The 26,622-nt window shown below is 70.4% G+C and carries 21 protein-coding genes and 5 tRNA genes; 20 read left to right on the forward strand and 6 right to left on the reverse strand.

The annotated features are described in order from the left end of the window. Nucleotide 1 precedes the first annotated feature (1 nt). Nucleotides 2-451 (forward strand): ATP-binding protein, encoded by a 450-nt coding sequence (locus tag LXT13_RS23825; protein WP_233374811.1) that lies wholly within the window; start codon nucleotides 2-4, stop codon nucleotides 449-451. Here LXT13_RS23825 and glnE read toward each other — a convergent pair whose 3' ends face one another. After that, nucleotides 452-3,262 (reverse strand): bifunctional [glutamate--ammonia ligase]-adenylyl-L-tyrosine phosphorylase/[glutamate--ammonia-ligase] adenylyltransferase, encoded by a 2,811-nt coding sequence (gene glnE, locus LXT13_RS23830; protein ID WP_233374812.1) that lies wholly within the window; start codon nucleotides 3,260-3,262, stop codon nucleotides 452-454. Nucleotides 3,263-3,323: 61 nt separating this feature from the next. Here glnE and LXT13_RS23835 point away from each other — a divergent pair, with 61 nt between their 5' ends. Genes LXT13_RS23835 through LXT13_RS23845 form a run of 3 tightly spaced genes read left to right on the forward strand, consistent with a single transcriptional unit; the run spans nucleotide 3,324 to nucleotide 9,475 of the window. Next, the gene (locus tag LXT13_RS23835; protein WP_233374813.1) at nucleotides 3,324-7,382 is read left to right on the forward strand and encodes a YhdP family protein; all 4,059 of its coding nucleotides are present in this window, start codon (nucleotides 3,324-3,326) and stop codon (nucleotides 7,380-7,382) included. 9 nt (nucleotides 7,383-7,391) lie between these two features. Further along, nucleotides 7,392-8,186 (forward strand): carbon-nitrogen hydrolase family protein, encoded by a 795-nt coding sequence (locus LXT13_RS23840; protein ID WP_233374814.1) that lies wholly within the window; start codon nucleotides 7,392-7,394, stop codon nucleotides 8,184-8,186. Next, entirely contained in the window at nucleotides 8,183-9,475 is a 1,293-nt protein-coding gene (locus LXT13_RS23845) for an MFS transporter (RefSeq protein ID WP_233374815.1), read from the forward strand. Before LXT13_RS23840 ends, LXT13_RS23845 begins: the two co-directional genes overlap by 4 nt. Here LXT13_RS23845 and LXT13_RS23850 read toward each other — a convergent pair. From LXT13_RS23850 to LXT13_RS23860, 3 genes are all read right to left on the reverse strand, one after another. Continuing rightward, nucleotides 9,435-9,989: a hypothetical protein gene (locus LXT13_RS23850; protein ID WP_233374816.1), complete on the reverse strand. Its 555-nt coding sequence runs from the start codon at nucleotides 9,987-9,989 to the stop codon at nucleotides 9,435-9,437. The two genes, LXT13_RS23845 and LXT13_RS23850, sit on opposite strands and share 41 nt — an antisense overlap. Before the next feature lie 68 nt (nucleotides 9,990-10,057). After that, nucleotides 10,058-11,440 carry a sensor histidine kinase gene (locus LXT13_RS23855; RefSeq protein WP_233374817.1) on the reverse strand — a complete coding sequence of 461 codons (1,383 nt, stop codon included), beginning with the start codon at nucleotides 11,438-11,440 and terminating at the stop codon, nucleotides 10,058-10,060. A gap of 4 nt (nucleotides 11,441-11,444) precedes the next feature. Beyond that, nucleotides 11,445-12,113, reverse strand: coding sequence for a response regulator (locus tag LXT13_RS23860; RefSeq protein WP_233374818.1), 669 nt, complete (start codon nucleotides 12,111-12,113; stop codon nucleotides 11,445-11,447). Nucleotides 12,114-12,230: 117 nt separating this feature from the next. Here LXT13_RS23860 and LXT13_RS23865 point away from each other — a divergent pair, with 117 nt between their 5' ends. Genes LXT13_RS23865 through LXT13_RS23880 form a run of 4 tightly spaced genes read left to right on the forward strand, consistent with a single transcriptional unit; the run spans nucleotide 12,231 to nucleotide 17,328 of the window. Beyond that, nucleotides 12,231-13,070, forward strand: coding sequence for an alpha/beta hydrolase (locus LXT13_RS23865; RefSeq protein WP_233374819.1), 840 nt, complete (start codon nucleotides 12,231-12,233; stop codon nucleotides 13,068-13,070). Further along, nucleotides 13,054-13,311 (forward strand): acyl carrier protein, encoded by a 258-nt coding sequence (locus tag LXT13_RS23870; RefSeq protein WP_233374820.1) that lies wholly within the window; start codon nucleotides 13,054-13,056, stop codon nucleotides 13,309-13,311. Before LXT13_RS23865 ends, LXT13_RS23870 begins: the two co-directional genes overlap by 17 nt. After that, entirely contained in the window at nucleotides 13,311-14,531 is a 1,221-nt protein-coding gene (locus LXT13_RS23875; protein WP_233374821.1) for a beta-ketoacyl-[acyl-carrier-protein] synthase family protein, read from the forward strand. Before LXT13_RS23870 ends, LXT13_RS23875 begins: the two co-directional genes overlap by 1 nt. A gap of 55 nt (nucleotides 14,532-14,586) precedes the next feature. Beyond that, on the forward strand, nucleotides 14,587-17,328 hold the full coding sequence (locus LXT13_RS23880) for a M16 family metallopeptidase (protein WP_233374822.1): 2,742 nt from the start codon (nucleotides 14,587-14,589) through the stop codon (nucleotides 17,326-17,328). Nucleotides 17,329-17,364: 36 nt separating this feature from the next. Here the strand turns inward: LXT13_RS23880 and LXT13_RS23885 are convergent, their stop codons facing one another. Both LXT13_RS23885 and LXT13_RS23890 read right to left on the reverse strand, forming a co-directional pair. After that, a complete protein-coding gene (locus tag LXT13_RS23885; RefSeq protein WP_233374823.1) occupies nucleotides 17,365-19,290 on the reverse strand; it encodes a M61 family metallopeptidase in 1,926 nt (641 codons plus the stop codon). Between the two features lie 122 nt (nucleotides 19,291-19,412). Next, nucleotides 19,413-19,784, reverse strand: a complete 372-nt coding sequence (locus LXT13_RS23890) for a hypothetical protein (RefSeq protein WP_233374824.1) — start codon at nucleotides 19,782-19,784, stop codon at nucleotides 19,413-19,415. Nucleotides 19,785-19,951: 167 nt separating this feature from the next. On the opposite strand from LXT13_RS23890, the gene LXT13_RS23895 reads away from it, so the two are divergent. The 12 genes from LXT13_RS23895 to LXT13_RS23950 all read left to right on the forward strand — a co-directional run bounded on the left by LXT13_RS23895 (nucleotide 19,952) and on the right by LXT13_RS23950 (nucleotide 26,603). Then, nucleotides 19,952-20,128, forward strand: coding sequence for a hypothetical protein (locus LXT13_RS23895; RefSeq protein WP_233374825.1), 177 nt, complete (start codon nucleotides 19,952-19,954; stop codon nucleotides 20,126-20,128). A 367-nt stretch (nucleotides 20,129-20,495) separates the two neighbouring features. Beyond that, nucleotides 20,496-20,573, forward strand: a tRNA-Arg gene (locus LXT13_RS23900). A gap of 7 nt (nucleotides 20,574-20,580) precedes the next feature. Beyond that, nucleotides 20,581-20,655 (forward strand) — tRNA-Glu (locus LXT13_RS23905). Between the two features lie 8 nt (nucleotides 20,656-20,663). Then, nucleotides 20,664-20,739 (forward strand) — tRNA-Trp (locus LXT13_RS23910). Between the two features lie 106 nt (nucleotides 20,740-20,845). After that, nucleotides 20,846-20,921: transfer RNA gene (locus LXT13_RS23915), tRNA-Asp, on the forward strand. A gap of 22 nt (nucleotides 20,922-20,943) precedes the next feature. Continuing rightward, a tRNA-His gene (locus LXT13_RS23920) sits at nucleotides 20,944-21,021 on the forward strand. A gap of 65 nt (nucleotides 21,022-21,086) precedes the next feature. Further along, entirely contained in the window at nucleotides 21,087-21,263 is a 177-nt protein-coding gene (locus LXT13_RS23925) for an SEC-C metal-binding domain-containing protein (RefSeq protein WP_233374826.1), read from the forward strand. Between the two features lie 66 nt (nucleotides 21,264-21,329). Next, nucleotides 21,330-21,890, forward strand: coding sequence for an HNH endonuclease (locus LXT13_RS23930; protein ID WP_233374827.1), 561 nt, complete (start codon nucleotides 21,330-21,332; stop codon nucleotides 21,888-21,890). A gap of 495 nt (nucleotides 21,891-22,385) precedes the next feature. Continuing rightward, on the forward strand, nucleotides 22,386-23,531 hold the full coding sequence (locus LXT13_RS23935) for a slipin family protein (RefSeq protein ID WP_233374828.1): 1,146 nt from the start codon (nucleotides 22,386-22,388) through the stop codon (nucleotides 23,529-23,531). Nucleotides 23,532-23,684: 153 nt separating this feature from the next. Next, the gene (locus LXT13_RS23940) at nucleotides 23,685-24,359 is read left to right on the forward strand and encodes a hypothetical protein (RefSeq protein ID WP_233374829.1); all 675 of its coding nucleotides are present in this window, start codon (nucleotides 23,685-23,687) and stop codon (nucleotides 24,357-24,359) included. Between the two features lie 14 nt (nucleotides 24,360-24,373). Then, entirely contained in the window at nucleotides 24,374-25,591 is a 1,218-nt protein-coding gene (locus LXT13_RS23945) for an RtcB family protein (RefSeq protein WP_233374830.1), read from the forward strand. A gap of 139 nt (nucleotides 25,592-25,730) precedes the next feature. Next, nucleotides 25,731-26,603 (forward strand): Tll0287-like domain-containing protein, encoded by an 873-nt coding sequence (locus tag LXT13_RS23950; RefSeq protein WP_233374831.1) that lies wholly within the window; start codon nucleotides 25,731-25,733, stop codon nucleotides 26,601-26,603. Nucleotides 26,604-26,622: the final 19 nt, after the last annotated feature.

Genomic DNA, 26,622 nt, shown 5'->3' on the forward strand with positions numbered 1-26,622 from the left:
GATGCCGCCGCGAGACGCCATCCTGCCCGAGCGCCCGCCCGAGCTGTCGTTGGCGCTGCCGTGCGAACTCGCCTCCTGCGACGTCGCCCGGCAGGCGCTGCAGCGCCTCATCGCGCCGCATGAACCGTCGGCGCGTGCCGGCTTCGGGCTGGAGGTCGTGCTGGAGGAGCTGCTGATGAACCAGCTGCTGCACGCCCACCCGGGCGGCCACGCGTCGGCCAGCGTGCAGCTGCTGGCCTGGGTGGCCGGCGACACGCTGTTGCTGCAACTGGCGGACAACGGCATCCCGTTCGACCCGCTGGCACAACCCGCGCCCGTCGCGCCGGCCAACCTGGACGACGCCCGGCCCGGCGGACTTGGGCTGCACCTGCTGCGGCGTTACGTCAACACGCTGGCCTACGAGCGCTCGAACGGCGAAAACCGGCTGACCGTGGGCCTGGCCCTTCGCTGATCAGCCGAACACCGCGCGCCACAGCGCCAGCACCGCGTCGCGATGCGCCGCCAACGGCGCGGCGGCCTCGGCCGTCAGCGCAGTGGCTTCCTCGTTCAGCCGCGCGCGGTGCTGCACGCGGCGCAGCTCGCGGTACGCACTGGCCGCCGCCTCGCCCACGCCGGGCGGCAGCAGGCCCAGCGTCTCGGCCAGGCGCAGCAGCGCGATGTTGCCGAGGTCGTCCTGCAGCGTCGGATGCGCCGCCGAGTGCGCCAGCACGAGGAACTGCACGACGAACTCCACGTCCATCATGCCGCCCTCGCTGTGCTTCACGTCGAAGAGGCCGTCCTTCACTGGCCGGGCCGCGCGCACCTTCTCGCGCATGGCCTGCACCTCGCGCCGGAGCGCCTCGGCGTCGCGCGGCGCCGTCAGAACCTGGCGGCGCACGCTCTCGCAGCGCTCGGCCAACGCCGGGTCCCCCGCGCAGAATCGCGCCCGCGTGATGGCCTGGTGCTCCCAGGTCCAGGCGGTATTGCTGCCGCGGCCGGTCTGGTAGGCCTCGAAGTGGGTAAGCGACGTGACCAGAAGTCCCGAGTTGCCGTTGGGCCGCAGCGCCGTGTCGATGTCGAACAGCTCGCCGGCTGCCGTGCGCAGCGTCAGCCACGTGATGAGCCGGCGCACGAAGGCACCGTAGATCTCGGCCGCGTTCTCGTCGTCATCGTCGAAGACGAAGACGACATCCAGGTCGCCGCCATAGCCCAGCTCCTTGCCGCCGAGCTTGCCGTAGGCGATGACGGCCAGCCGCGGAGCGGGGCGGTGCGCCTGCAGCCGCCCGCCGGGCCGCCCCAAGGGCGGCGCCCCCCCCTCGGGAGGCAGTCCGGCCGCAGGCTGGGCCTGGGGGCTGCGCGGCATGCGGGCCCAGGCCCATTGAATCGCGATCTGCAGCACGGCATCGGCCAGCAGGCTGAGATCGTCGGCGACCTGCTCGACGGTGATGCAGCCCTCCACGTCGCGCACCAGCGTGCGGAAGACCTCGGCATGGTGGGCACGGCGCAGCGTGTCGAGCAGCGCCTCCTCGTCGGCCTGGCCGCTGCGGGCCCAGCCCTGCTCGCGGTCGCGCAGGTCGGCCAGGAAGGCATCGCGGTCGAAGCGGGCCGACAGCAGCAGCGGGTCGGCCAGCTCGTCGATGACGCCGGGATGCTGCATCAGGTAGCGCATCGGCCAGCGCGCCAGGCCCAGCAGGCGCAGCAGCCGCGCCTGCACGGCCGGGCGCTCCACGAGCAGCGCCAGATAACTCTCGCGACGCAGCAGCGGTTCCACCCAGTCGACGAAGCGCAGCGCCGCGTCCAGCGAACACTCTCCCGCCTCCACGGCCTGCGAGGCGCGCTGGAAGAGCTTGCCAAGCCGGTGGCGCGACTCCTCGCGCAGCCCCTGGACGCGCGGGCTCTCGGCCAGCGTACGCACGGCGGCGGCCAGCGGCGCCGGCAGGCCGGCCAGGAAGTCTTCGGCATCCACCGCTGGCTTCGGCCCGCCGCATTGGCCGCCCTTGCAGCTGCCCGGTGGCTTGCCGCCCTCGTGCAGCAGCGCGTCGAACTCGGTAGCCACGAGCTCGCGCACCTCGCCGAGCTGCTCGAACAGCTCGCACGTCTCCCGCGAGCATTGCAGCCCCATCGACGCTGCGATCCACGCCAGGTCGGCATCTGCCTGTGGCAGGCAGTGCGTCTGCTGGTCGTCGAGGAACTGGATGCGGTGCTCCACGCGGCGCAGGAAGACGTAGGCGTCGGCCAGGCGGCGTGCGGTCTCTGCCTTCATCAGGCCGCGCGCGGCCAGCCGGCCCAGCGCCTTGACAGTGGAGCGCGTGCGGATCTCCGGGAACTGGCCGCCACGCACGACCTGCAGCAGCTGCACGATGAACTCGATCTCGCGGATGCCGCCGCGGGACAGCTTCACGTCGTTGGCGCGCTCGGGACGGCCGGCGGCTCGCGCCTTGGCCTCGCTGCGGATCTTGCCGTGCAGCTGGCGCAGGCCCTCGAAGACGCCGTAGTCCAGGTAGCGGCGGTAGACGAAGGGCGCCACCAGGTCGCGCAGCGCCAGCGTGCGCGGGTCCGCCGGCGAGCCGAAGCCGGTCAGCGGCGCGACGACGCGGCTCTTCAGCCAAGCGAAGCGCTCCCACTCGCGGCCCTGCACGAGGAAATACTCCTCCAGCATGGCGAGGCTGACGACCGGCGGGCCGCTCTTGCCGTTGGGCCGCAGCGCCAGGTCCACACGGAACACCTGGCCGTCGTCCGTCACGTCGCCGATCAGCGCGTACAGCCGCCGCGCCACCTGCGCGAAGTACTCGTGCGCGGAGACGGGCCTGGGGCCGTGCGTCGCGCCGTCTTCCTCGTAGACGTAGATCAGGTCGATGTCGGACGACACATTGAGCTCGCGCGCGCCGAGCTTACCCATGCCGAGCACCCAGAAGGCAATGTCGCCGCCGTCCGCACTGCGAGGCGCGCCGTGGATCTCGTCCAGCTCCGCGCGGGCGTCCGTGAGCGCCAAGTCCAGCGTGATCTCTGCCAGATGCGTCATCGCCAGCGTGACGTCGTCCACGCTGGCGCCATGCTCGACGTCGAGCACGGCCAGGCGCTCCAGCACCAGGTGGCGGGCCACGCGCAGCGCGCTTGCCAGCGTCCGCCCGGCCGGATTTGTGAGCAATGTCTCGATCAGCGCGGCAATGGCGGCGCGGTCGGGAAGGCCCGGTGGCAGCAGCGGCAGCGCCTCGGCATAACGGCGCCGGACACGTTGCACATAGCGGCTGTGTTCAGCAACGACGGGAAACGTTTGGCTCATGACCCTGTGCTAGATTGCCTGACGGCCGGTTATCCACGTGCCTCACGTGCCCTTAGACAACGTGTCTGACTACTTCTCGGCCGCCTTCCACCACTGTTCTCGTGTCACCCACTGGCCCTTGCGCCTGTGCTGGGTCGGTCTGCGCTGGGCGCTGCTGCTGCTGGCGCTGCTGTGGGGACTGGGGGTGGTGGCCTGGAGCGTGTTGCACTGGGCCATTCTCCCGCACGCCAACGACTGGCGTCCGTGGCTGGAAAAGGAAGCCTCAAAGGCATTGGGGGTAGAGCTGCGCATCGGCCGGCTGGACGTGCAGTCCGGCGGCTGGATGCCGCGCATGGAGCTGGGCGACGTCAGCGTGCTGGACCCTGCCGGCCGCACGGCACTGCGGCTGCCACGGGTGTCGGCGGTGCTGTCGGCGCAGTCGCTGGTGGTGCTGCAGCCGCGCTTCTCCCAGCTGCTGATCGACGCACCGGAGCTGACCATCCGCCGGGACGCCGCCGGCCGCATCTACATCGGCGGCATCGACGTGGACGGCAGCGACCCGGCCGACACCGGCACGACCGAGGCGTCGCTGGACTGGCTGTTCAGCCAGCCGGAGCTGGCCGTCCTGCGCGGCCGGGTGCGCTGGATCGACGACCAGCGCAAAGACGCCCGACCGCTGGAGCTGTCGGCGCTGAACTTCATCATGCGCAACGGCCTGCGCAGCCACCAGTTGCGGCTGGACGCCACGCCGCCGGCCGACTGGGGACGGCGCTTCACGCTGATGGGCCAGTTCACGCAGAGCCTGCTGAAGCGCCCGGCCGAGTTCCAGCACTGGAGCGGCCAGCTCTATGCCGACCTGCCCTACGCCGACCTGAGCCAGCTGCGCCGCCATGTGGCGCTGCCCTTCCAGCTCAGCGAGGGCGACGGCGCCGTGCGCGCCTGGGGCCAGGTCAAGGACGGCCAGCCCGTAAGCGCCACGCTGGACGTGGCGCTGCGCACCGTGCGGCTCAAGTTGCTGGAAAGCGCGCCCGAGCTGAACCTGGACCACATCCAGGGCAGGCTGGACCTGACGCGCGCCAAGGACAGGCTCAGCCTGCAGGCCCACCAGCTCGGCTTCGTCAGCGGCGACGGCGTCATCTGGCCGCGCTCGGACTGGGGCGTGTCGCTTCAGCTGGGCCCGGCCGACCAGGTGTTGGGCGGCGAGGTCAATGCGCAGCGGCTGGACTTCGCGCTGATGGCGCAGATCGCCCAGCGCCTGCCGCTGGGCGAGCGCACGCACCAACTGCTGGCCGAGCTGGTGCCGCAGGGCGTGCTGACGGCGCTCATCGGCCAGTGGCAGGGTGCGCTGGACGCGCCGCGCAGCTACCGCGTCAAGGCCCAGCTCGACGGCCTGGCGCTCGCCGCCCGCGCAAACGAGCAGGACGGCCATGTCGGCCGGCCGGGTGTGCGCGGCGCCAGCCTGGAGCTGGACGCGAACGAGCGGGGCGGTTCTGCCCGGCTGGAAGTCCACGAGGGCGACGTGACGCTGCCGGGGCTGTTCGAGGAGCCGGTGCTGCCCATCACGCGGCTGTCGACGCAGTTGCTCTGGCAGCTCCCCCAGCCGGGCGCCAAGGGCGGTGGTGACGTGGAGCTCAAGCTGCGCGACCTGCAGCTGCAGACACCCGACCTCAGTGGCGAGTTCGACGCCACGTGGCGGCGTCCGGCCGGCGCAACGACGCCGGGCTTCCTGGACCTGTCCGGCAAGGTTCAGCGTCTGGCCGCCACGCATGTGGCCCGCTACATGCCCCGCCAGCTGCCCGCCACGCGCAGCTGGCTCGCGCGCGCGCTCCTGGCCGGCGAGGCTCGCGGCATCGGCGTGCGGCTCAAGGGCGAGCTGGCGGACTTCCCGTTCGACGCGCCACGGTCCGGCGGCGTCTTCCGTGTCGGCTTCCAGGCTCAGGGCGTCACGCTGGCCTATGTGCCGGCCGCCGAGCCCGGCGGCACGTCGAGCTGGCCGGTCATTGACGGCGTGGACGCCGAGATGGTGTTCGAGCGCGGCAGCATGCAGATCAAGGAGGGCCACGGGCGGCTGATGGGCTATGAGCTCAGCAATGTCAACGGCGGCATCCAGGACCTGCAGCACGGCCGCGTGCTGGCGCTGGACGGCAGCGGCCGCGGCGCGGGCGCCGACCTGCTGCGCTTCGTGCGCTCATCGCCGCTGGACGAATGGCTGGGCCACGCGCTGAGCAATGCGTCGGCCCAGGGCCCCACGGCGCTGAAGCTGGGCCTGAACATCCCGCTGGACGACAGCAACCAGACGACGCTGAAGGGCCAGCTGCAGCTGGGCGGCGTGGATCTGAAGCTGCGGCCCGAGCTGCCGCCACTGGCCGGCGCGCGCGGCCGCATCGACTTCGACCGCCGCGGCCTGCAGCTGGCCGGCATGACCGCGCGGCTGCTGGGCGGCGATGCCGGCATCGAGGGCGGCTCGCAGCGCGACGGCAGCCTGCGCTTTGCCGTCCAGGGCCAGGCCACGGCCGACGGGCTGCGGCGCGCGACCGAGCTGGGAGCCGTCGCGCGGCTGGCCCAGGCGGCCAGCGGTCAGGCGGCCTACCGCTTCCAGCTGGCCGTGGGCAAGGAGGGGCAGACGGAGCTCAGCGTGGCCAGCAGCCTGCAAGGCCTGGCGCTGGACCTGCCGGCGCCCGCGCGCAAGGACGCCGATGCGGCGCTGCCGTTGCGGCTGCTGATCGCACCGACCGGCTCCGGGCATGACGAAGTGCGCCTGGAAGTGGGCGCCGGCGCCGCGCCGCTGCTGCAGGCGCAGTTGCAACGCGACGTGTCGGGTGCCGGCTCGCAGGTGCTGCGCGGCGCGCTGGCCGTGCAGGACAAGCTGCCGGCACTGCCCGCCGCCGGCGTGCTGCTGCAGGCCAACGTCGCCGCGCTTGACCTGGACGCCTGGCAGCAGCGCCTGGGCGCGCTGGCCGGCGGCGCGGACGACGCGGGCGGCGGCAGCGCCGGTGCCGACGTGGGCGGCCTGCTGCCCGGCCACATCGCACTGCGCAGCCAGGCGCTGAAGATCGGTGGGCGCCAGCTGGGCCGCGTGTCCGCGGTCGTGTCGCGCGAGGGCAGCCTGTGGCGGCTGAACGTGGACGCCGAGCAACTGGCCGGCCGCATCGAACTGCGCGGCGTGAACCTCGACCGCGGCCAGGTCGACGCGGTGCAGGCGCGGCTGGTGCGGCTGTCTCTGCCGCGCTCGGAGGCCGAGTCGGTCAGCGAGCTGATGGACCCCGGCAAGGCGGCGGCCAGCAGCAGCCCGCTGCCGTCGCTCGACATCGAGGTGGACGACTTCGAGCTGCGCGGCAAGCGGCTGGGCCGGCTGGAGGTGCTGGCGCAGGCTCCGGCCGCCGCGCGCGACTGGAAGCTGGAGAAACTGCAGATCCAGTCGCCCGACGCGCAGCTGACGGCCAGCGGCCGCTGGGGGGGCGATGCCACCGGCCGGCGCCGCACGCAGTTGGACTGGAAGCTCGACATCGCCGATGGTGGCAAGCTGCTGGAGCGGTTGGGCCAGGGTCAGAAGGACAGCCCCATCCTGCGCGGCGGCAAGGGCGTGCTGGCCGGCCAGGTGGGCTGGGACGGCTCGCCGCTGGCGCCGCACTACGCCAGCATGGCCGGTGCGTTCAACATCCAGCTCGACACCGGCACCTTCCTGAAGGCCGAGCCGGGTGTGGGCCGGCTGCTGGGCGTGCTGAGCCTGCAGTCGCTGCCGCGGCGCTTCCTGCTGGACTTCCGCGACGTGTTCGCAGAGGGTTTCACGTTCGATGGCGCAACGGGCGACGTGAAAATCGCCGCCGGCGTGGCGCGCAGCGACAACATCCGCATCCGCGGCCTGCAGGCCGCCGTGCTGGTCGAGGGCAGCACCGACCTTGCCGCCGAGACGCAGGCACTTCGCGTGGTCGTCGTGCCGGAGGTGTCGGCCGGCGGCGCGTCGCTGGCCTATGCGGCCATCAACCCGGCCATCGCGCTGGGCGCCTTCCTGGCCCAGCTCATACTGAGCCGCCCGGTGGCCGCGGCCAGCACGCGGGAGTTCCACATCACCGGTACCTGGGACGACCCCAAGGTTGAGAAGGTGGAAGGGCTGGCGGCCCGGGCGGCCAGCGCCCCGTAGGATCGCGGCATGAAGATCGCCGCCCTCCAGATGGTGTCAGGCCCCGAAGTGGCCGCCAACCTCGCCACCGCCCGCCGGCTGCTCGACGACGCCGCGGCGCAGGGCGCCCGGCTCGCCGCGCTGCCCGAGTACTTCTGCCTGATGGGCCAGCACGACCGCGACAAGTTGGCCATCGCCGAGACGCCGGGCCAGGGGCCCATTCAGGCCATGCTGGCCACGGCAGCGCGCGAACTGGGCCTGTGGATCATTGGCGGCACGCTGCCGATGCGGGCAGATGCCCCGGACCGCGTGCGCAATGCGACGCTGGTGTTCAGCCCCGACGGCCGCTTGGCTGCACGCTACGACAAGATTCACTTGTTCGCCTACGACAACGGCCGCGAAAGCTACGACGAGGCACGCGTGCTGGAGCCCGGCACGGCGCCGACGGTGTTCGACGCCGGCGGGCTTCGCACGGGTCTGTCGGTCTGCTACGACCTGCGCTTCCCGGAGCTGTTCCGCCGCTACAACCCGTGTGACCTGGTCGCCGTGCCGGCCGCGTTCACTTACACGACCGGCGAGAAGCACTGGGAGCTGCTGCTGCGCGCCCGCGCGGTGGAGAACCAGTGCTACGTCATCGCCCCCGCCCAGGGCGGCCGGCATCCCAACGGCCGCCGTACCTGGGGCCACAGCATGGTCGTGGACCCCTGGGGCGAGGTACTCGCGGTGTTGCCGGAAGGCGAAGGCGTCGTCTGCGCCGACGTCGATGTCCAGCGACTCGCCCAGGTGCGCCAGCAGCTGCCGGCTCTGGCCCACCGCAAACTGTGAGCGCCGCCGTCGCCCCGTCGGCCGCCCGAGCCTGGCTGGTCATCCTGCTGGTGGCCGTGTCCGGCTATGGCAATTACTACTGCTACGACGCCATCGGCCCGGTGGCGGACCTGCTGCAGCAGCAGCGCGGTTTCAGCGACGCGCAGATCGGCCTGCTGAACGCGATCTACAGCCTGCCGAACGTCGTCATGGTGCTGGTCGGCGGGCTGCTGGTGGACCGCTTCGGCGCGCCGCTGATGACGCTGGCGACGGCCACGCTCTGCCTGGTCGGCGCGCTGCTGACGGCCTTCAGCCCCGATTTCTACGGCATGGCGGCGGGACGGCTGCTGTTCGGTATCGGCGCCGAGACCATGGGCATCGCGTCGCTGGCGGCCGCGGCCGACTACTTCCACGGCCCCGGCAGCCGCGTGGCGCTGGCCATGGCCTCGCTCCTGGCTATCGGCCGGCTCGGCTCCTACAGCGCCGACATGTCGCCCACCTGGTTCGCCGGCGCCTATGCGCAGGGCTGGCAACCGCCGTTGGTCATCGCCGCGGTGATGGCCGCCACGTCCTGCCTCGCCGCGGCGCTGTACTGGTGGGCCGACCGCGGCCCGCGCCGCGCGGGGCAGCTGCCGACGTCGCAGCGCGCCGAGGCTTTCGTCTGGCGTGACCTGCTGCACTTCGGCCGCGCCTACTGGGTGATGCTGCTGCTGTGCGTGCTCTGGTACGCCGTGATCCTGGCCTTCCGCAGCACCTTCTCGATCAAGTATTTCCAGCATGTGCACGAGCTGGACCTGGCCACGGCCGGCGAGATGAACAGCTATGTGTTCCTGGCCGCCGTCGTCGCAACCCCGGCCTTCGGCTGGCTCTGCGACCGCCAGGGCCGCTACGCCCCGTTCCTGGCCTTCGGTGCGCTGCTGCTCCCGCTGGCGCTGGCCATCCTGGCGCTGACGCACTGGAACCTGTGGATCACGACGGTGCTGATCGGCGTCAGCTATTCGCTGGTGCCGGCCGTCATGTGGCCGCTGGCGAGCCGGCTGGTGTCGGCGCAGCGCCTCGGCACGGCGATCGGCCTGATGTGGGTGGTGCAGAACGCCGGCGTCGGCGGAGCCAACCTCGTGGCCGGCTGGCTCAACGACCGCGCCGGTGCCAGCGCCGCCAACCCGGCGGGCTACGACGGCATGATGCTGTTCTTCGGCACGGCCAGCACCTTGGGCCTGGCCTGCGCGCTGGCGCTGTGGTGGACGGCCGGGCGCCGCCACCACGAGCTCAGGGCCGCAACGTCACCAGGTCACGCAGCAGCAGGTTGATGTTGGCGCGCAGCACGCGCTCGTTGGCCAGGCGCAGCCGCTCCGACGGCGACACGATGGCCTCGGTGAAGCCGGCCTCGTCGGTGTTGGCGATGCGCCGCTCGTAGACGGTGCGGCCGCTGGACTTGTCCACCAGCGCATAGCGCACGGCAGCCCCCACCGTGACGCCGGCCACCGGGATCAGCGGCTGGTCCAGCGGCAACAGCTGTGCCTGCAGCTCGAAGCGCGGTGCCGGCTCCGGCGCGGGCGGCTTCATGCCGACGGCGTAGAGCGACTCCTCCAGCGCCTGCTGCAGCGCCTCGGCACTGACCTGCGAGCCCCACCAGCGGCCCGTCATCGCGCCGCCCTTCACGGGCGCCACGGCGACCTGGTGAAGTAGCGCCTCGGGCACCCAGCTGCGGATCTGCAGCGCATCCACCGGCGTGACGGTCATCGGCAGCGGCTGGCTGGGCGTGCCGCAGCCAGCCAGCGCGAGGGCCAGCAGCACGGCAGGAGCAAGGACGAGGCGGCGCATGGGTCCCCCATGCTAGGTCGAACGGTCGGGCCTGGCGACGCGAATAGCGCGACCGCGGCCGGGCTTCTTCAACCTTCGGACACGGGCGGCAGCGTCAGCCGGGCGCGCAGGCCGGGACCGCCATGGGCGTCGAGCAAGTCCAGCCGCCCCCCGTGACGGGCGGCGATGTCGGCCGCGATGGCGAGGCCCAGGCCGCTGCCCGCGGTACGCATGGATTGGTCGCCACGGCGGAAGCGCTGCATCGCCGCCGGCCGCTCGGCAGGTGGGATGCCGGGGCCGTTGTCCTCGACTTCCAGCCAGGAACCCTCCTCATCGTTGCCGCAGCGCACCGTGATGCGCGCGCCGGGGCCGGCGTAGTTGACGGCGTTGTGGATCAGGTTCTCCAGCAGCTCGCGCAGCAGGAAGGCATGGCCCAGCGCCGGCGCCTCGGCCAGCTCGAAACCGAGGTCCACGTCGTGCGGCAGCGTGCGGTGAGCCCAGTCCTGGCCGCTTTCCATCGCCACGTCGCGCAGGTCGATGCGCTGGCCCACGTCCACGCTGCGGTCCTCTGCCCGCGCCAGCGACAGCAGCTGCTGCGCGAGGCGGGCGCTGCGCACGACGCGCTGGCGCAGCCGCTGCAGCAGCGGGTCCAGGCGCTGGTCGTGAGGCTCCAGCAGCGCCAGCTCGATCTCGGTCTGCAGCGACGTCAGCGGCGTGCGCAGCTGGTGGGCGGCATCGGCGAGGAACTCGCGCTGCGCCTCGGCGGCGCGGCCCAGGCGGTCGAACAGCCGGTTGAACGCCGCCTGCAACGGCACCAGCTCGCGCGGCAGCGAGGCCCTCAGCGGCGTCAAGCGGTGCAGGTCGCGCCGCTCCAGTTCGGCGCTCAGGCCGGTCAGCGGCGCCAGGCCCTGGCGCGTGGCCCACCACACAGCCACGCCCAACAGCAGCGCCAGCGCAATGCCGTTGACGGCGACGTAAGTCGCAATCTCGCGCTGCAGCGCGTCCCGCTTGTGCAGCGTCTCTGCCACGAGCACCTGGCAGGCACCCTGGCCGCACTCGCGGCCCAGCTGTACCAGGCGGAGCTCCCGGCCGCGCAACCACACGTCACCGTAGTAGGCGCTGCCGGCGACCTGCGGGTGGGGCCGCGGCTGCAGCTCGACGAGCCCGGCATCGCCCTGCAGCACCGTGCCGGCCGGCGACAGCACGAGGTAGAACACATCGTCCTGCCGGTCGAAGCGCAATGCGCGGTCCATCGTCGCGCTGATGTCGATGCGTGGCTCACCGCCCCGCAGGTCGATCTGGCCGGCCAGCGTCAGCGCCGTGTCCTCCAGGCCTTCATCCAGCCAGCCCTGCGCGCTGTGCTGCACCTGCCGGTACAGCGCCGCCCCCAGCAGTGGCAGCATCACCAGCAGCGGCAGCATCAGCCAGCCGAACAGGCGGCGCCGCAGGCTCGACCGAGCGGGCGCGGGCACCGCGTCAGCCTATTTCTTCGAGAAGGTAGCCCAGCCCACGCACAGTACGCAGCTGCACTCCGGCGGGCTCGATCTTGGCGCGCAGGCGCGACAGGCAGACCTCGATGGCGTTGTCGCTGACGCCCTGATCCCACGCATTGCTGGCCAGCGCGATGTGCTCCTTCGGCACCACCTTGCCGGCCCGCGCCATCAGAAAGCCGAGCACGTCCCACTCGCGGGCCGACAACGCCAGTGGCTCGTCGTCGATGTAGGCACGACGGGCCTCCTGGTCGATACGCAGGCGCGCAAGCTGCAACTGGTTGCTTGTGCGGGCCTGGCTACGGCGCACCAGCGCGCGGGCACGGGCGACCAGCTCGGTCAGCGCGAAGGGCTTGACGAGGTAGTCGTCGGCACCGCCCTCCAGGCCGCGCACGCGGTCCTCGACGGCGTCGCGCGCCGTCAGGATCAGCGTGGGCACGGCTAGGCCCTCGGCGCGCACGCGGCGCAGCGTCTCGAAGCCATCGATGCCGGCGAGGCCGATGTCCAGGATGAGCAGGTCGTAGGCGTCCTCGCGCAGCGAACGCGGCACCGGTTCGCCGCGCGCTGTGCAATCCACGACCCACCCCTGCGACCGCAGGGCCCGGGCCGTGGTTTCCACCAATTGCTCGTCGTCTTCCACAAGGAGGATGCGCATGACCGACAGTATGGCGCGAGCACGCCGGAAGCGCTGACGAGGGCCTGTCACGCCGCGTCAGCTCGCGGCAAGGCTTGAGTCAAGCGTGTGACGGCCGGGGTTTCGACACTGCCGGCCATGACTTCGTTGGATGCGCGCCGCCCGGCGGTACTGTTGTTTCACGGCCTGTGCGCCAACCCCCTTGAACTGGCTCCCGTGGCCAAATCACTGCGAGAGGCTGGCTATGTCGTCGAGACGCCGGCCATGGCCGGCTACGGCGTTAGCAGCAAGACGGGCGAGCAGTTGCCGGTGCCGCCGTTCGAGCATTGGCTGAACGAGGCCGAGGCGCTGTTCGACCGGCTCGCCGCCACGCATGGTCGCGTCGCCGTCGGCGGGCTGTGCATGGGCGCCGTGCTGGCGCTGGCGCTGGCGGCCCGCCGCCCCGCTGCGGCGCTGGTGCTGATCTCGACGACGCTGCATTTCGACGGCTGGAACGTCTCGCCCTGGCGCCGCCTGCTGCCGCTGGCCTACCTGCCGCCGCTACGCCGGCGCATGAGCTTCAAGGAGACAGCCCCCTTCGGACTGAAAAACGAGCGGCTGCGGGCCTGGGTCGAGCAGGCCATGGCGTCGGACCAGGTCTCTGCCGTCGGCGCCGCGCGGCTGTCGGCGGCGTCGCTGTACGAGGCCACGCGGCTGATCCGCCACGTGCGCGGCCGGCTCGGCGCTCTGAGCGCGCCGGCCATCGTGCTGCATGCGACGGAGGACGACGTGTCCGGCCCGCGCAGCGTGCACGAGCTGCAACAGCGCCTGGCCCAGGAGCCCGAAGTGCACTGGTTCCACGACAGCTATCACATGCTGACGCTCGACAACGAGCGCATCGCCGTCGCCCGCACCGTGCGCGACTTCCTGCTGCGGCGCTTGCCGCCGGCCCCATTCCGCCACCCGACTCCCGGAGCCCTTTATGAGCAACACGCTTGACCAACTCTGCACCATCGCCCAGCGCGAACTGGGCGCCGAGGCACTGAACGACAAGGTCGACACGCCCTTCGTCGAGCTGGGCCTCGACTCGCTGGGCCTCGTCGACTTCATGTTCACCGTGGAAGACCACTTCCACGTCAACATCGAACACGACCGCGCGCTGCAGAACCCGACGCTGGCTGGCTTGGCCGCGCTGGTCGATGAACTGCTGGCCGCGAAAGCGGAGCCCGCGATCGCCTGATGACGCCCGTCTGGATCACGGGCCTCGGCGCGATCAGCGCGCTGGGCGCCGGCGCCGACACGCTGGCCGATGCGCTGCAGGCCGGCCGCTCGGGCATCACGGCCCAGCCCGGCAGCGAGGCGCATGCCCTCAAGCCGTTCGCCGCGGGGGTCGTCACCGAGGCGCTGGCCGCCGGCATGCCGCCCGCACAGCGCAACCTGTACGACCGCCATGGCCTGCTGGCGCTGGAGGCGGCAGCCGAGGCCTGGGCGCAAGCCGGCCTGCCGGCCGCGGCGCCCGACCCGGAGCGCGCCGCCATCGCCTGGGGCACGGGCCTGGGCGGCTCGATCTCGATGGAGACGTCGTACACACAAATGTTCACGGCACGCCCGCCGCGCATCCACCCGTACACGGTCGTGCGCGTGATGGCCAACTCGGCGGCCTCGCACCTGGCGATGCGCCACCAGCTGCGCGCCGCACAGCTGGCCATCTCCAACGCCTGCGCCTCGTCGGCCCAGGCCATCGGCGAGGCGCTGTGGCTGCTGCGCAATGGCCGCGCGGACCTGGCCCTGGTGGGCGGCTCGGAGTCGATGCTGCATGTGGGCAGCGCGCTGGGCTGGCAAGCCATGGGCGTGATGGCGCCGCTGGACGCCGACGCACCCGCGCAGAGCTGCCGCCCGTTCGACGACGGCCGCAAGGGCCTGGTGCTCGGCGAAGGCGCGGCGGCGCTGGTGCTGGAGACTGAGGCACACGCCCGCGCCCGCGGCGCGACGCCGCTGGCGGTGCTGGCCGGCTACGGCCACAGCGTGGACGCGGTGCACCTGTCGCGCCCCGACGCCGCCGGCCAGGCCCGCGCGATGACGGCCGCACTCCGTGACGCCGGCCTGGCAGCCGCCGACATCGGCTATGTCAACGCGCATGGCACGGCCACCGAGGTGGGCGATGCGGTGGAAGCCGAGTCCATCGCTGCGGTGTTTGGCGAACGTGCCGTGGCCGTGTCCGCGACGAAAGCGCTGCACGGCCACCTGATCGGCGCTGGCGGCGCACTGGAACTGGTGGCCACCGTGCAGGCGCTTCGCCGCGGCCTGCTGCCGCCCAGCGCCCATGTGCGCAGCAGCGCGCTGGCCGCGCAGGTGGACCTCGTCACGGGCGAGGCCCGCCCGGCGGCTGCCCGCGCGGCGATGTCCAACTCCTTCGCCTTCGGCGGCAGCAACGTCGCGCTCGTCGTCCGCCTGACTTGAGTCATGCGGCCGCAGGGCTGGCTATGCTGGCCGCTCCCCAACCGCCCGTGACGCCATGCGACTCGCCCCACGCCTTGCCGCCCTGACGCTGCTGCTGCCGCTGCTGGCCGCCGCCGCGCCCGCCACGAACCCGCTCGCGCCAGTGCGCGAGGCCGAGGGCGTCAGCGAATACCGCCTCCCCAACGGCCTGCAGGTGCTGCTTATCCCCGATGCCAGCAAGCCCACGGTCACCGTCAACGTGACCTACCGCGTCGGCAGCCGCCACGAGGGCAGCGGCGAGACCGGCATGGCGCACCTGCTGGAGCACATGGTCTTCAAGACGTCGCGCCAGCACTCCAACATCGGAACCGAGCTGTCCAAGCGCGGCATGCAGTTCAACGGCACGACCAGCGCCGACCGCACCAACTACTACGAGACCTTTCCGGCTGATCAGGCGCAGCTGAGCTGGGCGCTGGCGATGGAGGCCGACCGAATGACCGGCGCCAAGGTGCTGAAGAGCGACTTGGACACCGAGATGACCGTCGTGCGCAACGAGATGGAGGCCGGCGAGAACAACGCGCTGGGCATCCTCGTGCAGCGCACGCACGCCGCCGCATACCAGTGGCATGCCTACGGCCGCAGCACGATCGGCGCACGTGCCGACGTGGAAAACGTCGACATCCCGCGGCTGCAGGCCTTCTACAAGCGCTACTACCAGCCCGACAACGCGACGCTCACCGTTGCCGGCGCGTTCGACGCGCGCCGCACGCTGGCGGAGATCGGCCAACGGTTCGGCGCGATCCCGAAGCCGGCACGCACGCTGTCGCCGACCTACACCGTGGAGCCGGTGCAGGAGGGTGAGCGCCTCGTGACGCTGCGCCGCATCAGCGCACAGCAGGGCGTGATCGCGAGCTATCACATCCCGGCGCTGGCCAGCCCCGACTATGCCGCCTTCGAGGTGGCCGTCACGGCGCTGTCCGACACGCCCAACGGCCGCCTGCACAAGCGCGCCGTCGAGCCGGGCATGGCGGCGCAGGCCTTCGGCTGGGCCGGCCGCAGCGCTGAGCCGGGCCTGCTGAACCTGGGCCTGGTGCTGAAGTCGGACAACGACGTGGACCGTGCTCAGCAGCTGCTCGTCGACACGGTGGAGGGCCTCGTCAAGGAGCCCATTACCGCCGAGGAGCTGCAACGCGCGCAGACCCAGTGGGCCAAGAACTTCGACGAGCTGATGGCCAACCCTCAACAGCTGTGCGTGGAGCTGTCCGAGGCCATCGCCGCCGGCGACTGGCGGCTGCTGTTCCAGCTGCGCAACCGCGTCGAGGCAGCCACGGTGGATGGCGTCAACGCGACGCTGCGCCAATGGCTGCTGTCCAGCAACCGCACGCTCGGCCGGCTCTATGCCACGGCCCAGCCCGAGCGCACGCCGCTGGCGCTGCCCGTCGCCGCGGCGGACGCGCTGAAGGACTACAAGCCGAAGGCCGCCGTCGCCGCCGGGGAAACCTTCGATACCAGCCCCACCAACATCGACCGCCGCACGCAGCGCTTCCAGCTGGCCAACGGCCTGCGCGTGGCGCTGCTGCCGAAGCGCTCGCGCGGCGAGACCGTGGAGCTGGCGTTGAACCTGCACTACGGCACGCTGGACACGCTGCGCGGCCGGCGCACCGAGGCCGACGTCATCGGCGAGACGCTGATGCTGGGCACGGGCCAGCACAGCCGCGCGCAGATCAGCGACCTGCTGGACCGCCTGAAGACGCGCGTGTCCGCGAACAGCGAGCCGACCGGCAGCGCCGTGCTGTCGCTGTCCAGCCACCGCCCGCAGCTGGGCGAGGCGCTTGCACTGCTCGCCGAGCTGTTGCGCGAGCCGAGCTTCCCGGCCGATGAGGTCGCGCAGTACGCGCGCCAGAAGATCGCCGGCGCCGAAGAAGCCCTGCAGCAGCCGCAGGCCGTCGCGTCGCACGCGCTTCGGCAGGCGCTCGCCGCGACCTACCCGGCCGACGACCCGCGCCACGTAGGCAGCATCGACGACGACATCGCCGCTCTGAAGGCCTTGACGCCACAGCAGCTGCTGGCCTTCCATCGCGAGTTCTGGAGCACGGCCCATGGCGAGCTGGCGCTGGTGGGCGACTTCGACCCCGCCGAAGTCAAGCCGCTGCTGGAGCGCCTGTTCGGCAGCTGGACGGTGCCGCAGCCCTATGCGCGCGTGCCGCGCCCTCTGCCGGCCGTGCAGGGGCTGCGCATGAGCACGACGCTGAAGGACAAGGCCAATGCCATGGTGTCCGGACGCCTGCTGCTGCCGATCGACGACGATCATGCGGACTACCCAGCGCTGCGCATCGCGACCCATGTGCTGGGCGCGAGCGGCTTCGACTCGCGGCTGCTGACGCGGCTGCGCCAAAAGGAAGGCATCTCCTACGGCGCGGGCGCCGGCCTCAGCGCGTCCAGCTTCGAACCCAATGCCCAGCTCGGCATGGGCGCGATCTTCGCACCCGAGGCCCGCGCCCGTGTGGAGGCGGCGTTGAACGACGAACTAGCCCGCCTGGTACGCGACGGCCTCACGCAAGCGGAGCTGGACACCGCCAAGCGCGCGATGAAGGCGGCCAGCGACACCTGGCGCAGCGATGACGCCGCCGTGGCCAGCGCCATCGCGGGGCAGCTGGAGCGCGGGCGGCAGTTCAAGTGGAACGCCGAGCTGGACGCCCGTGGCGAGGCGCTGACGCTGGCGCAAGTGAACGCCGCCATCAAGCGCTGGATCGACCCGGCCAAGGCCAACTGGTCGTGGGCCGGGGATTTCGACAAGGCGGCAGCCGCGGCGAAGTAAACACGACGGCGGCGCGATGCCGCCGTCGCGGGTGCTTCAGGCGCGCGGCGCCATGATTTCACTAAGCCGGTCGGGCGTGCTGTCTACGCGCACCAGCTGCGGGTAGCGCAGCCCGCCGCGGTAGTCGACGCGCACGGTGCGGAAGTCGTCGCCTTCGCGCAGCAGCAGCGCCAGCGGCGCCTGACCGCCGATGTTGGCCGTGATGGCGTCGGCCAGCAGATCGGCGTCGTAGGCGCGGTCGTTGACCGCCACCAGCTTGCCCCCAGGCGCCAAGCCGGCGGCAAAGGCCGGGCTGTCCCACAGCACCTCCTTCAGCCGCCCGTCCTTGGCGATGCGCAGGCCGATGGAGAAGCTCAGGTCCTGGCCCTCCTGACGGCCCGGCCGGCCGGCGGCGAAACGGGCGAATTCGCTCTCGCGCTCGGTGTAGCCCAGCCGCCAGCCGCTGCGGGCCAGCCCGTCCAGCGGTGCGCCGGGGCCGTGCCCGTCCAGCCGCTCGCGCAGGAAGCCGCGCCAGTCGTGCGGCTGCACGGCGGTGAGTGCCGCCACCACGTCCTCGAAGGTGTAGGGCAGCGGCTCCATGCGCCCGTCCTGCACGCCGAAGAGGGCGCGCGCGGCATCGTCCAGCGAGCGCCGGCCGCCGCTGCGCTCGCGGATCAACGTGTCCACGTCCAGCCACAGCAGCGTGCACTCGGCGTAATAGTCCGCCGTGCGTTGCCAGCTCGGCCAGTCCTTGAAGCGGGCCGTGGCATAGAACAACGGCTCGGAGGTCGTGTCCTGCAGGCTGCGCCATGTCCGGCCGCGTCGCATCTCCAGCGTGGCGGCGTCGTAGGCCAGCGCGTCGCGGGCCTGCTCCAGCGTGCACAGGCCGCTGCGCGGCGTCAGCACATCGCCCCAGTAGGTCGTCATGCCTTCGTAGACCCACAGCAGGCTACCGCGCATGGGTTGCTCGTAGTTGCGGGTCAGCAAGTCGGCCGGGCGGCGGAACTTTCCGCACCAGGAGTGCGTGTACTCGTGCGGCAGCAGGCCGCGTGAGGCGACGCTCTTGTCCCAGTCCTTGAAGTAGCCGGTGCGCACGGCGTTCTCGCTGGACTCGTGGTGCTCCAGGCCGATCCCGCCGAAACGGTCGCTGACGGCTAGCAGGAAGTCGTAATGCCGGTAGTGGCGCGAGCCGTAGAGCCGATCGGCCTGCTGCACGAGCGCCCGGTGGGCGTCGAGCTGCGCGGGCGTCGCGGCGATGTCGGCCGGCGTATCGCCGAACAGGTGCAGCACGACGGGCCGCGCAGCGCCAGGCGGATCGAGCTCGACGCGCCGGTAGTGCGGGCCGGCGAACAGCGGCGAGTCGATCAGCCGCTCCAGCGAACAGGCGCCGAACTGCCACCAGCCCTGGGCATCGGCCTGGGCGAGCTGGCCATCGGGCGCCCGCAGCGCCGTGGCGGCCTGCCAGCCCGCAGGCAGGCGCAGACGCACGACCGTCTCGATGGCCGCTGCGGTATGGCCCTCGGGGTATAGCAGCAGGTTGTTCCACTCCAGCCCCAGCAACGCGGGCGTCATCGTGACGCGGTCCTGCTCCTCGCTTTGTGGGCTCAGGTGCTGCAAGCGCAGCCGCAACCGGTTCACGCCCGCCGGCACCTGTAGACGGAAGGCCAGCGCGTCGATGGTGTCGCGCTGCCAGCGCAGCGGCGCGCCGCTCTCCGATTCGATAGTTAGCCCGGCCAGCAGCGCTGGATTACCGTTCGGCCCATGCTCGCCGGGGAGCCACTGCGGCAGCCGCAGCGTCAGCGGCCCGGGTCGCACTGGCAGTGTCTGCACGACCTGCACGACACGGTGGGCCAGATCGGTGGCGTCCACTTCGAGTTCGAGGCGGCCCGGATAGGGGCGGCTCGACAGCGGCGCGCCAGGCTGGGCCCAGGCCGACAACGCAACGGCGCTCGGCAGCGCGAGCAGCAGACCACGACGACGCATGGAGGGGGCGGAGAAGGCTGGCGGAATGGCGGGCACGTACGGACTCGAAGTCAGGGAGCCCGCACGCTAAGTGCTCGCTGGCGTCGGCGCAAGCCCGTCTTCCCGCAGGGCCGGCCGGGCCGTCACGCGCCCGACCCGAAACCTTTCAGCCATTGCCGCAGCTGCTTGCGGCCATCGCTGTTGGTACCACGATAGGCCTTTAGTGCCAGTGCCAGGAACTGCTGCTCGGCGGGTGTCAGCCCCGCCGGCTCGCGCTCCTCGTCGAGCCAACCGGCCTCCTTGCCACTGTGGTGCTCGATCTGCCGCGCGAGCTTGTCGCCGATGGGCCGCGAACCGCTCTTGGCCATGGACCATGTCGCGCCGCTGACGCCGATGCGCGCGGCCCACGCAGCCTCCAGCCCCTTGGGCGGATCGCCCGCGGTGATGCGCTCCTCCGCGAAGGACTGGAACAGCGCGAGCGCATTGAGCCGGCGGATGGTGGAGGGACTGGGCATGGTGAGCTGGTATGGCGGAGTGTTGTGAAAACACTTCACACTCATTCTAGGTGGCACGTCGCGCTTGACCAAGTCGTGAACGTTCTTAACAATGCGCTGATTCGCTCAACACTGCTTGAGCCGCAACATCAACCACAACCCAGACCGAACCGCTTTCGCGCCCTGACATGAACCGCCTTCTCGCCAACGTCATCGACTTCACCGGCTCCCTGAGCTGGTGCGATGCCGCGCGGCCGACACGGGATCAGGGACCGAAATCGCTGGGCATGCCCACGGTCGCCTATGCACACGGCTTCGGTCGTGAGCGCCATGACACCAATCCATCGGGTGAAGGCCCAGGCTAGACGCCGCCCTTCCACGCTCATTAGAGGCCCGGTCCCTGCCAAGGAACCGGGCCTTTTTGTTTTTCCGCGGTCAACCGCACCCAGCGCCGGGCACGCCCCGACGCCGCTGCGTTCGCGCAGTGCCTGCTCTTTCACAACTCGCATCGAGCACCCGCCGGCCACATCGGCGCGGCGCTCAAAACCGGCAGGCGCCGAGGGTTCGTCCCCGGCTGCCCTGCCCCATCTCGGGTGTGCCCACGCACAAGCACCGGCCGGTTCGGTGTGCATGTGCGCTCGGGCGGCCGCCTGTCGCGTGCAGCGACGCATCTCCAGCCTGCGCAGGCCGGTCGCGTCGCGTGTGGACACAGCCGAGATGGCTTCTCTTCTTGCCTCGTTAGCTCAGTGGAGTGAGAGCGCCGGTCTACGAAACCGTGGGTCGGACGTTCGAGTCGTCCACGCGGCACCACCACAACGCCCCGTTGGACTTCCGGTGAGGTCCTCGGCCCTTCAAGCCGAAGAGGCGGGTTCGACTCCCGCACGGGGTACCAACACCGATTGGTCATTGGCGCAACTGGCAGCGCAACGGTCTCCAAAACCGAAGGTTGCAGGTTCAAGTCCTGCATGGCCAGCCACCCAACGAAGCCCCTTGGCGAACTCACGCTTCGAGGGGCGCAAACCGGCCGCAACGATTGGGCGGCGTCGGAACCCGTCACCGACAACCCTTCTCATTTTTCTCACGTCGCCATAGCTCAGCGGGGAGAGCGTCGGTCTGTCGAACCGGAGGTTGCGGGGTCGGAGCCCGCTGGCGGCGCCATCTTTCCATCCGTGTGCTTGGGGGTGGTCGTCGCCTAGAGGCCGAAGGCTCCAGGTCGTGACCCTGGCATCACCGGTTCGAATCCGGTCGACCACCCCCAAGCGCATTCAACCAGCCACCCGGGAGCCATCATGAAGAAGACCACCCGTCACAGCTTTCGAAACGATGAGCAAGCGCCGCAAGGGCTTCCCGTCTGAAACGCAGGTCAAGCGCGGCGACCGCGTCGTGCACGGCCACAAGGAATTGGTCGAGAAGCTCGGCCGTAACGACCCTTGCCCATGCGGCTCCGCGAGGTCGTTTCAAGCGCTGCTGCCTGCGCAGCGGCTGCTTTCGACGGCATGAACCGCGACCACTACCAGCGTTGACCGCCACCCTCAACCGTGCCCTGCCCAGAGAAAGGAGGCTCCGATGCACGACGCTTTGCAGTTGGACATCACCGGCCTGCCGCAGGCCTGGATCTCGGTCGAGCAGGCCGCTACGCTCGTCGCCACCGACGCCGTCGTGTGGTCGGCAGGCGAGCGTCCGCTCGCGGTGCTGCGTGGCGGCTTCAACGCCGCCACCGGCCGCCAGTCGATGCTGGAGGTTCCGGCCATCGTGGCGCTGGGCGGTTCTTCGAGGCTCAACCTCTTCGACCTCGCGCCGGTCTACGGCAAGGCCAAGGTCATCAAGCGTGACCGCTGCACCTGCGCCTACTGCGGCGTGGTGCACGATGCGCGCGTGCTGACCATCGACCACATCGTGCCGGCCAGCCGCGGCGGCCCGTTGAGCTGGATGAACACGGTCGCGGCCTGCCGTGCCTGCAATGCACGCAAGGCCGACCGCACGCCGGACGAGGCCCGCATGCCGCTGCTGTTCGCACCGTTCGTGCCGAGCCGCTTCGAGGACTTCATCCTCAAGGGCCGCCACATCCGCACCGACGTGCACGAGTGGCTGGCCGCGCGCCTGCCGAAAGGATCCCGCCTCAACTGAGGCGGCCACGAATCTGCCGAAGAAGGCAAAGGCCCACGGGCCGGGGTTCCCACGCCCCGCCGGTGCGCCGTGACCGGGCTTCATCGCTCGTTGCCACGGCGTATGCCGCCCTGCCGGAATCGGCTGATCTAGGAAATGCATGGTGCCCCGCAAGGGTTGGGTTCGATTCCCAACTTTCCTGCCATTTGGATAGCTCAAACGGTAGAGCAACGAACTCGTAATTCGTCTGTCGTGGGTTCGACTCCCACTCCAAAACCAAACCGGTCGCAAGACCACTCCGCCGAACGTGCGCCCCGGCCCCGGCCGGATCGCGCATCAGCGGCCCGCGCTCGTGCGCCGGGCAAGCGGGGCTTCGCATCCACGGTCAGCCGAGAGCGTCTGCAGCGAGTAGGCGTTCGACGCGCGCCCTGGCTCCGGGCCCAGGCATCCGGCGTCCGCACGGGTCCCTGTAACGGCACCCTTTTCCAAACAAACACGCAACCCAAGGAGGATCCCATGAAGATCAAGCGTGTGACCGTGAAGAAGAACGAGCGCGGCCTGCTGCTGCGCAATGGCGATTTCGAGCGCGTGCTGCAACCGGGCACGCATTGGCTGTTCGCCGGCTTGGACGAGCTGAAGGTTGAACTCTTCAACCTCGGCGCACCGGCCTTCGTGCACCCGCTGACGGACTACCTGATGGCCCACGAGCCCGAGGTGGTGGACGCCGAGTTCACGCGCGTCGAGCTGGGCGAGCACCAGGTCGGCTTGCGCGCCGAGAACGGCGTGCTGGTCGAGCTGCTGCCGCCCGGCACGCGGCGCCTGTACTGGCGCGGCTTCGTCGACGTGCAGGTCGAGGTGATCGACATCCGCGAGTCGGCCGAACTGCCGGCGGCCGCGGCTGCGCGCCTCGCGCAACCGCAGCTGCGCCCCCGCACCCTCACCGGCCTGGCCGGCGTGCTGCAGGTCGAGGTGCCCGAACACGGTGCCGCGCTGCTGCGCGTGGACGGCAAGGTCGAGCGGCTGCTGGAACCCGGCGCGCACGCGTTCTGGAAGTTCGGCCGCAACGTGGCCGTGGAGCTGGTGGACCTGCGACTGCAGGCGCTGGAGGTGACGGGCCAGGAAATCCTGACCCGGGACAAGGTCGCACTGCGGCTCAACCTCTCGGCGAACTGGCGTTATGCCAGCCCGGCGGACGTACTGCGCGCGTTCGAGCAACTGTCCAAGCCGGCTGACCACCTCTACCGCGAGCTGCAGTTCGGCCTGCGCGCGGCGGTGGGCACCCGAACTCTGGACGAGTTGCTGGAGAACAAGTCGGTCATCGACGAGGTCGTGACGGCGCATGTCGTGCCCAAGCTCGCCGGCTTCGGCCTGCAACTGGACGGCGTCGGCGTGAAGGACATCGTGCTTCCGGGCGAGATGAAGACCATCCTCGCCCAGGTGGTGGAGGCCGGCAAGGCGGCCGAAGCCAACGTGATCCGGCGCCGCGAGGAAACCGCGGCCACTCGCGCCCTGCTCAATACGGCCAAGGTGATGGAGGACAACCCCGTCGCCCTGCGTCTGAAGGAGCTGGAAACGCTGGAACGCGTGGCCGAGCGCATCGACAAGATCTCCGTGTTCGGAGGTCTGGACCAGGTGCTCAACGGGCTGGTGAAGCTGCGTTGAGTGCCGCCCTGCCGGCGTGGCCGGCAGGGCTTCATTTCCAAGGAGAGACCCATGACGACGCCGGCTTTGAATGCGGCGGTCCGGCGCGCCTACGAGGTGTTCGGCGCCTACACGCCGCCCAAACACCCGCTGGACGTCTGCACGTCCTGCTGCATGGACGAAGAGCTCGAACGCGAGATGCGGGCCGTTCCGCTGCGCCAGCTGAAGCGGCTGCATTTCTACGAGTACAGCACCGGCGCCAAGTCCGTCGACGGCCAGCCGGCCGACGAGGTGAAGTACCTGCTCCCGCGTTTGCTGGAATTGCTGGCGAACGGCGAAGACACCCACCACTCGGTTGAGCTGACACTTGACCGCGTAGGCCGGTGCCCCACCGGCTCATTCGATGCCGACGAACGCGCCGTTCTCAACGAGTTCATGCTGGCCTCATTCGACGCCTGCCTGCGCGGCGAGTGGACGGCTGATGGCATCTGGTACGACCTCGAAGACCCACTCGCACTGCTGGTGATGGCCGACTACGCCAGTCTCGCGCTGGAGCCCTTGCTGCAACACTGGGCTCAACACCCCAGCACGCACGCCACCGTACGCTTTGTCGAAAGCACCTACTGGGGTTTCTGGCCGAGCCACAAGATCACCAACGCCTTCGCGAGCGACCGACCACGGTTGCAGGCAATTTTCAAGGACTGGATGCTGGCGCCCGGCACCAGGGCGGCCTTCACCCAAAGGCTGCTGCAACCTCAGTTTCTGGATCAGGTCGAACTGACAGCGTCCAACACCTGCGCACCGTTCCCGGTGATGGTGGATGCGGTGTTCGATCACCTGACCTATTGAAAGAAAGAACCACCATGGAACCCCAACACATCCACGAAGACGTCCCCGGCGGCGTGCCGCTGAAGCTGTGGACGCAGGGCGTGCCCGTCGAAGACGCCGCCAGGCGCCAGCTGCAGAACGCGGCCCGCCTGCCTATCGTGTTCAAGCACATCGCCGCGATGCCGGACGTGCACTTCGGCATTGGCGCCACCGTCGGCTCGGTCATCCCCACCGTCAAGGCCATCATCCCGGCCGCGGTCGGTGTGGACATCGGCTGCGGCATGATGGCCTGCAAGACGACGCTGGCTGCCGAAGACCTGCCCGACAACCTCGGCCCGCTGCGCGCGGCCATCGAGCGCGCCGTGCCGCACGGCCGCCAGCCGGGCAACCGCGACCCGGGCGCTTGGCAGAAGCCGCCCGGCTCGGTCAACACGGCATGGGCGCAGCTGGAGCCCGAGTTCACCGAGCTGTGCCGCAGCTACCCGAAGCTCGCCAAGACCAACCACATCCAGCATCTGGGCACGCTGGGTTCAGGCAACCACTTCATCGAGGTCTGCCTGGATGAGGCCGGCGCGGTCTGGTTCATGCTGCACTCGGGCTCGCGCGGCGTGGGCAACTTCATCGGCACGATGTTCATCGAGCTGGCCAAGCAGGACGCGCTACGCCACCAGGCGAATCTGCCGGACCGCGACCTGGCCTACTTCGAGGAAGGCAGCCGCTACTTCGGCGATTACGTACGCGCGGTCAGCTGGGCACAGAAGTTCGCGGCGCTGAACCGTGAACTGATGATGAAGCGCGTCATCGAGGCCGCGAAGACGGTCATCCGCAAGAACTTCCAGAGCCACATCGAGGCGGTGAACTGCCACCACAACTATGTGCAGAAAGAAACGCACTTCGGCCAGGAGGTCTACTTGACCCGCAAGGGCGCGGTGAGTGCCAAGGCCGGCCAGCTGGGCATCATCCCGGGCAGCATGGGCGCGCGCAGCTACATCGTGCGCGGCAAGGGCAACGCCGACAGCTTCGAGAGCTGCTCGCACGGCGCCGGCCGCGTGATGAGCCGCGGCGAAGCCAAGCGCCAGTTCACGCTGGCCGACCACCGGGCTGCGACCGAGGGCGTGGAGTGCCGCAAGGACAAGGACGTTATCGACGAAACGCCCGCCGCGTACAAGGACATCGACGCCGTCATGGCTGCGCAGCGCGAGCTGGTCGATGTGGTGCACTCGCTCAAGCAGGTGGTGTGCGTGAAGGGCTGATGGTGCGTGCCGCACCGCTGCAGGGCGTCTGACCTCGGTCAGGCGCCTTTTTTTTGGGACGCCGGTTCGCCACGGGAGCATTCACGAGGTCGCGACGACACATGCCCGCACTAACATTGCCGCCCTCCACGAGGTCACCATGAAACTGCTCGCCAAATTCAACCTGGTCTACCTGCTCGTCATGAGCCTGGGCATCGCGCTGAGCGGCTACATCGCCCGCCAGCTGCTGCAGGACAACGCCAAGCAGGAGACCGTGGCGAGCGCGCAGATGCTGATGGAGAAGGCGCTGGCGGTGCGGGCCTACACGAACACCCAGATCAAGCCGCTGCTCGTGTCGCAGATGGCCAACGAGTTCCTGCCGCAGACGGTGCCCAGCTACTCCGCCACCGAGGTGCTTGGCACCTTGCTGTCCAAGCACCCGGAGTTCGCCTACAAGGAGGCGACGCTCAACCCCACCAACCCACGCGACCGGGCCACCAGCTGGGAGGCCGACATCGTGGGCCAGTTCCGCAGCAACGCCGACCTGAAGGAAACCGTCGGCCAGCGCGACACGCCGGCCGGCCCGTCGCTCTACATTGCCCGCCCGCTGCGCATCACCGACCCCGCCTGCCTGGCCTGCCACAGCAGCGTGGAGGCCGCACCGGCCACGATGGTGGCGAAGTACGGCCCGGCCAACGGCTTCGGCTGGAACCTCAACGAGGTCATCGGCGCGCAGATCGTCTCGGTGCCGCTCGGCGTGCCGCTGCAGCGGGCGGACCAGACCTTCAAGGTGTTCATCACGTCGCTGGTCGGCGTGTTCATCGCCGTCGGCATTGTGCTGAACCTGATGATCTGGCTGCTGGTCGTGAGACCCGTCACCAAGCTCTCGGCGCTGGCCGACCGCGTCAGCCAGGGCGACCTGGAGGCCCCGGAGTTCAAGGCCAGCGGCCGCGACGAGATCGCCACGCTGTCCGACTCGTTCTCGCGCATGCGCGCCAGCGTCGTGCAGGCCATGAAGCTGCTCGACGCCTGACGCCGGCTCATCTCACGCC

It is taken from the genome of Pelomonas cellulosilytica (assembly GCF_021353265.1).
In the GTDB taxonomy this organism is placed as follows: domain Bacteria; phylum Pseudomonadota; class Gammaproteobacteria; order Burkholderiales; family Burkholderiaceae_C; genus Pelomonas; species Pelomonas cellulosilytica.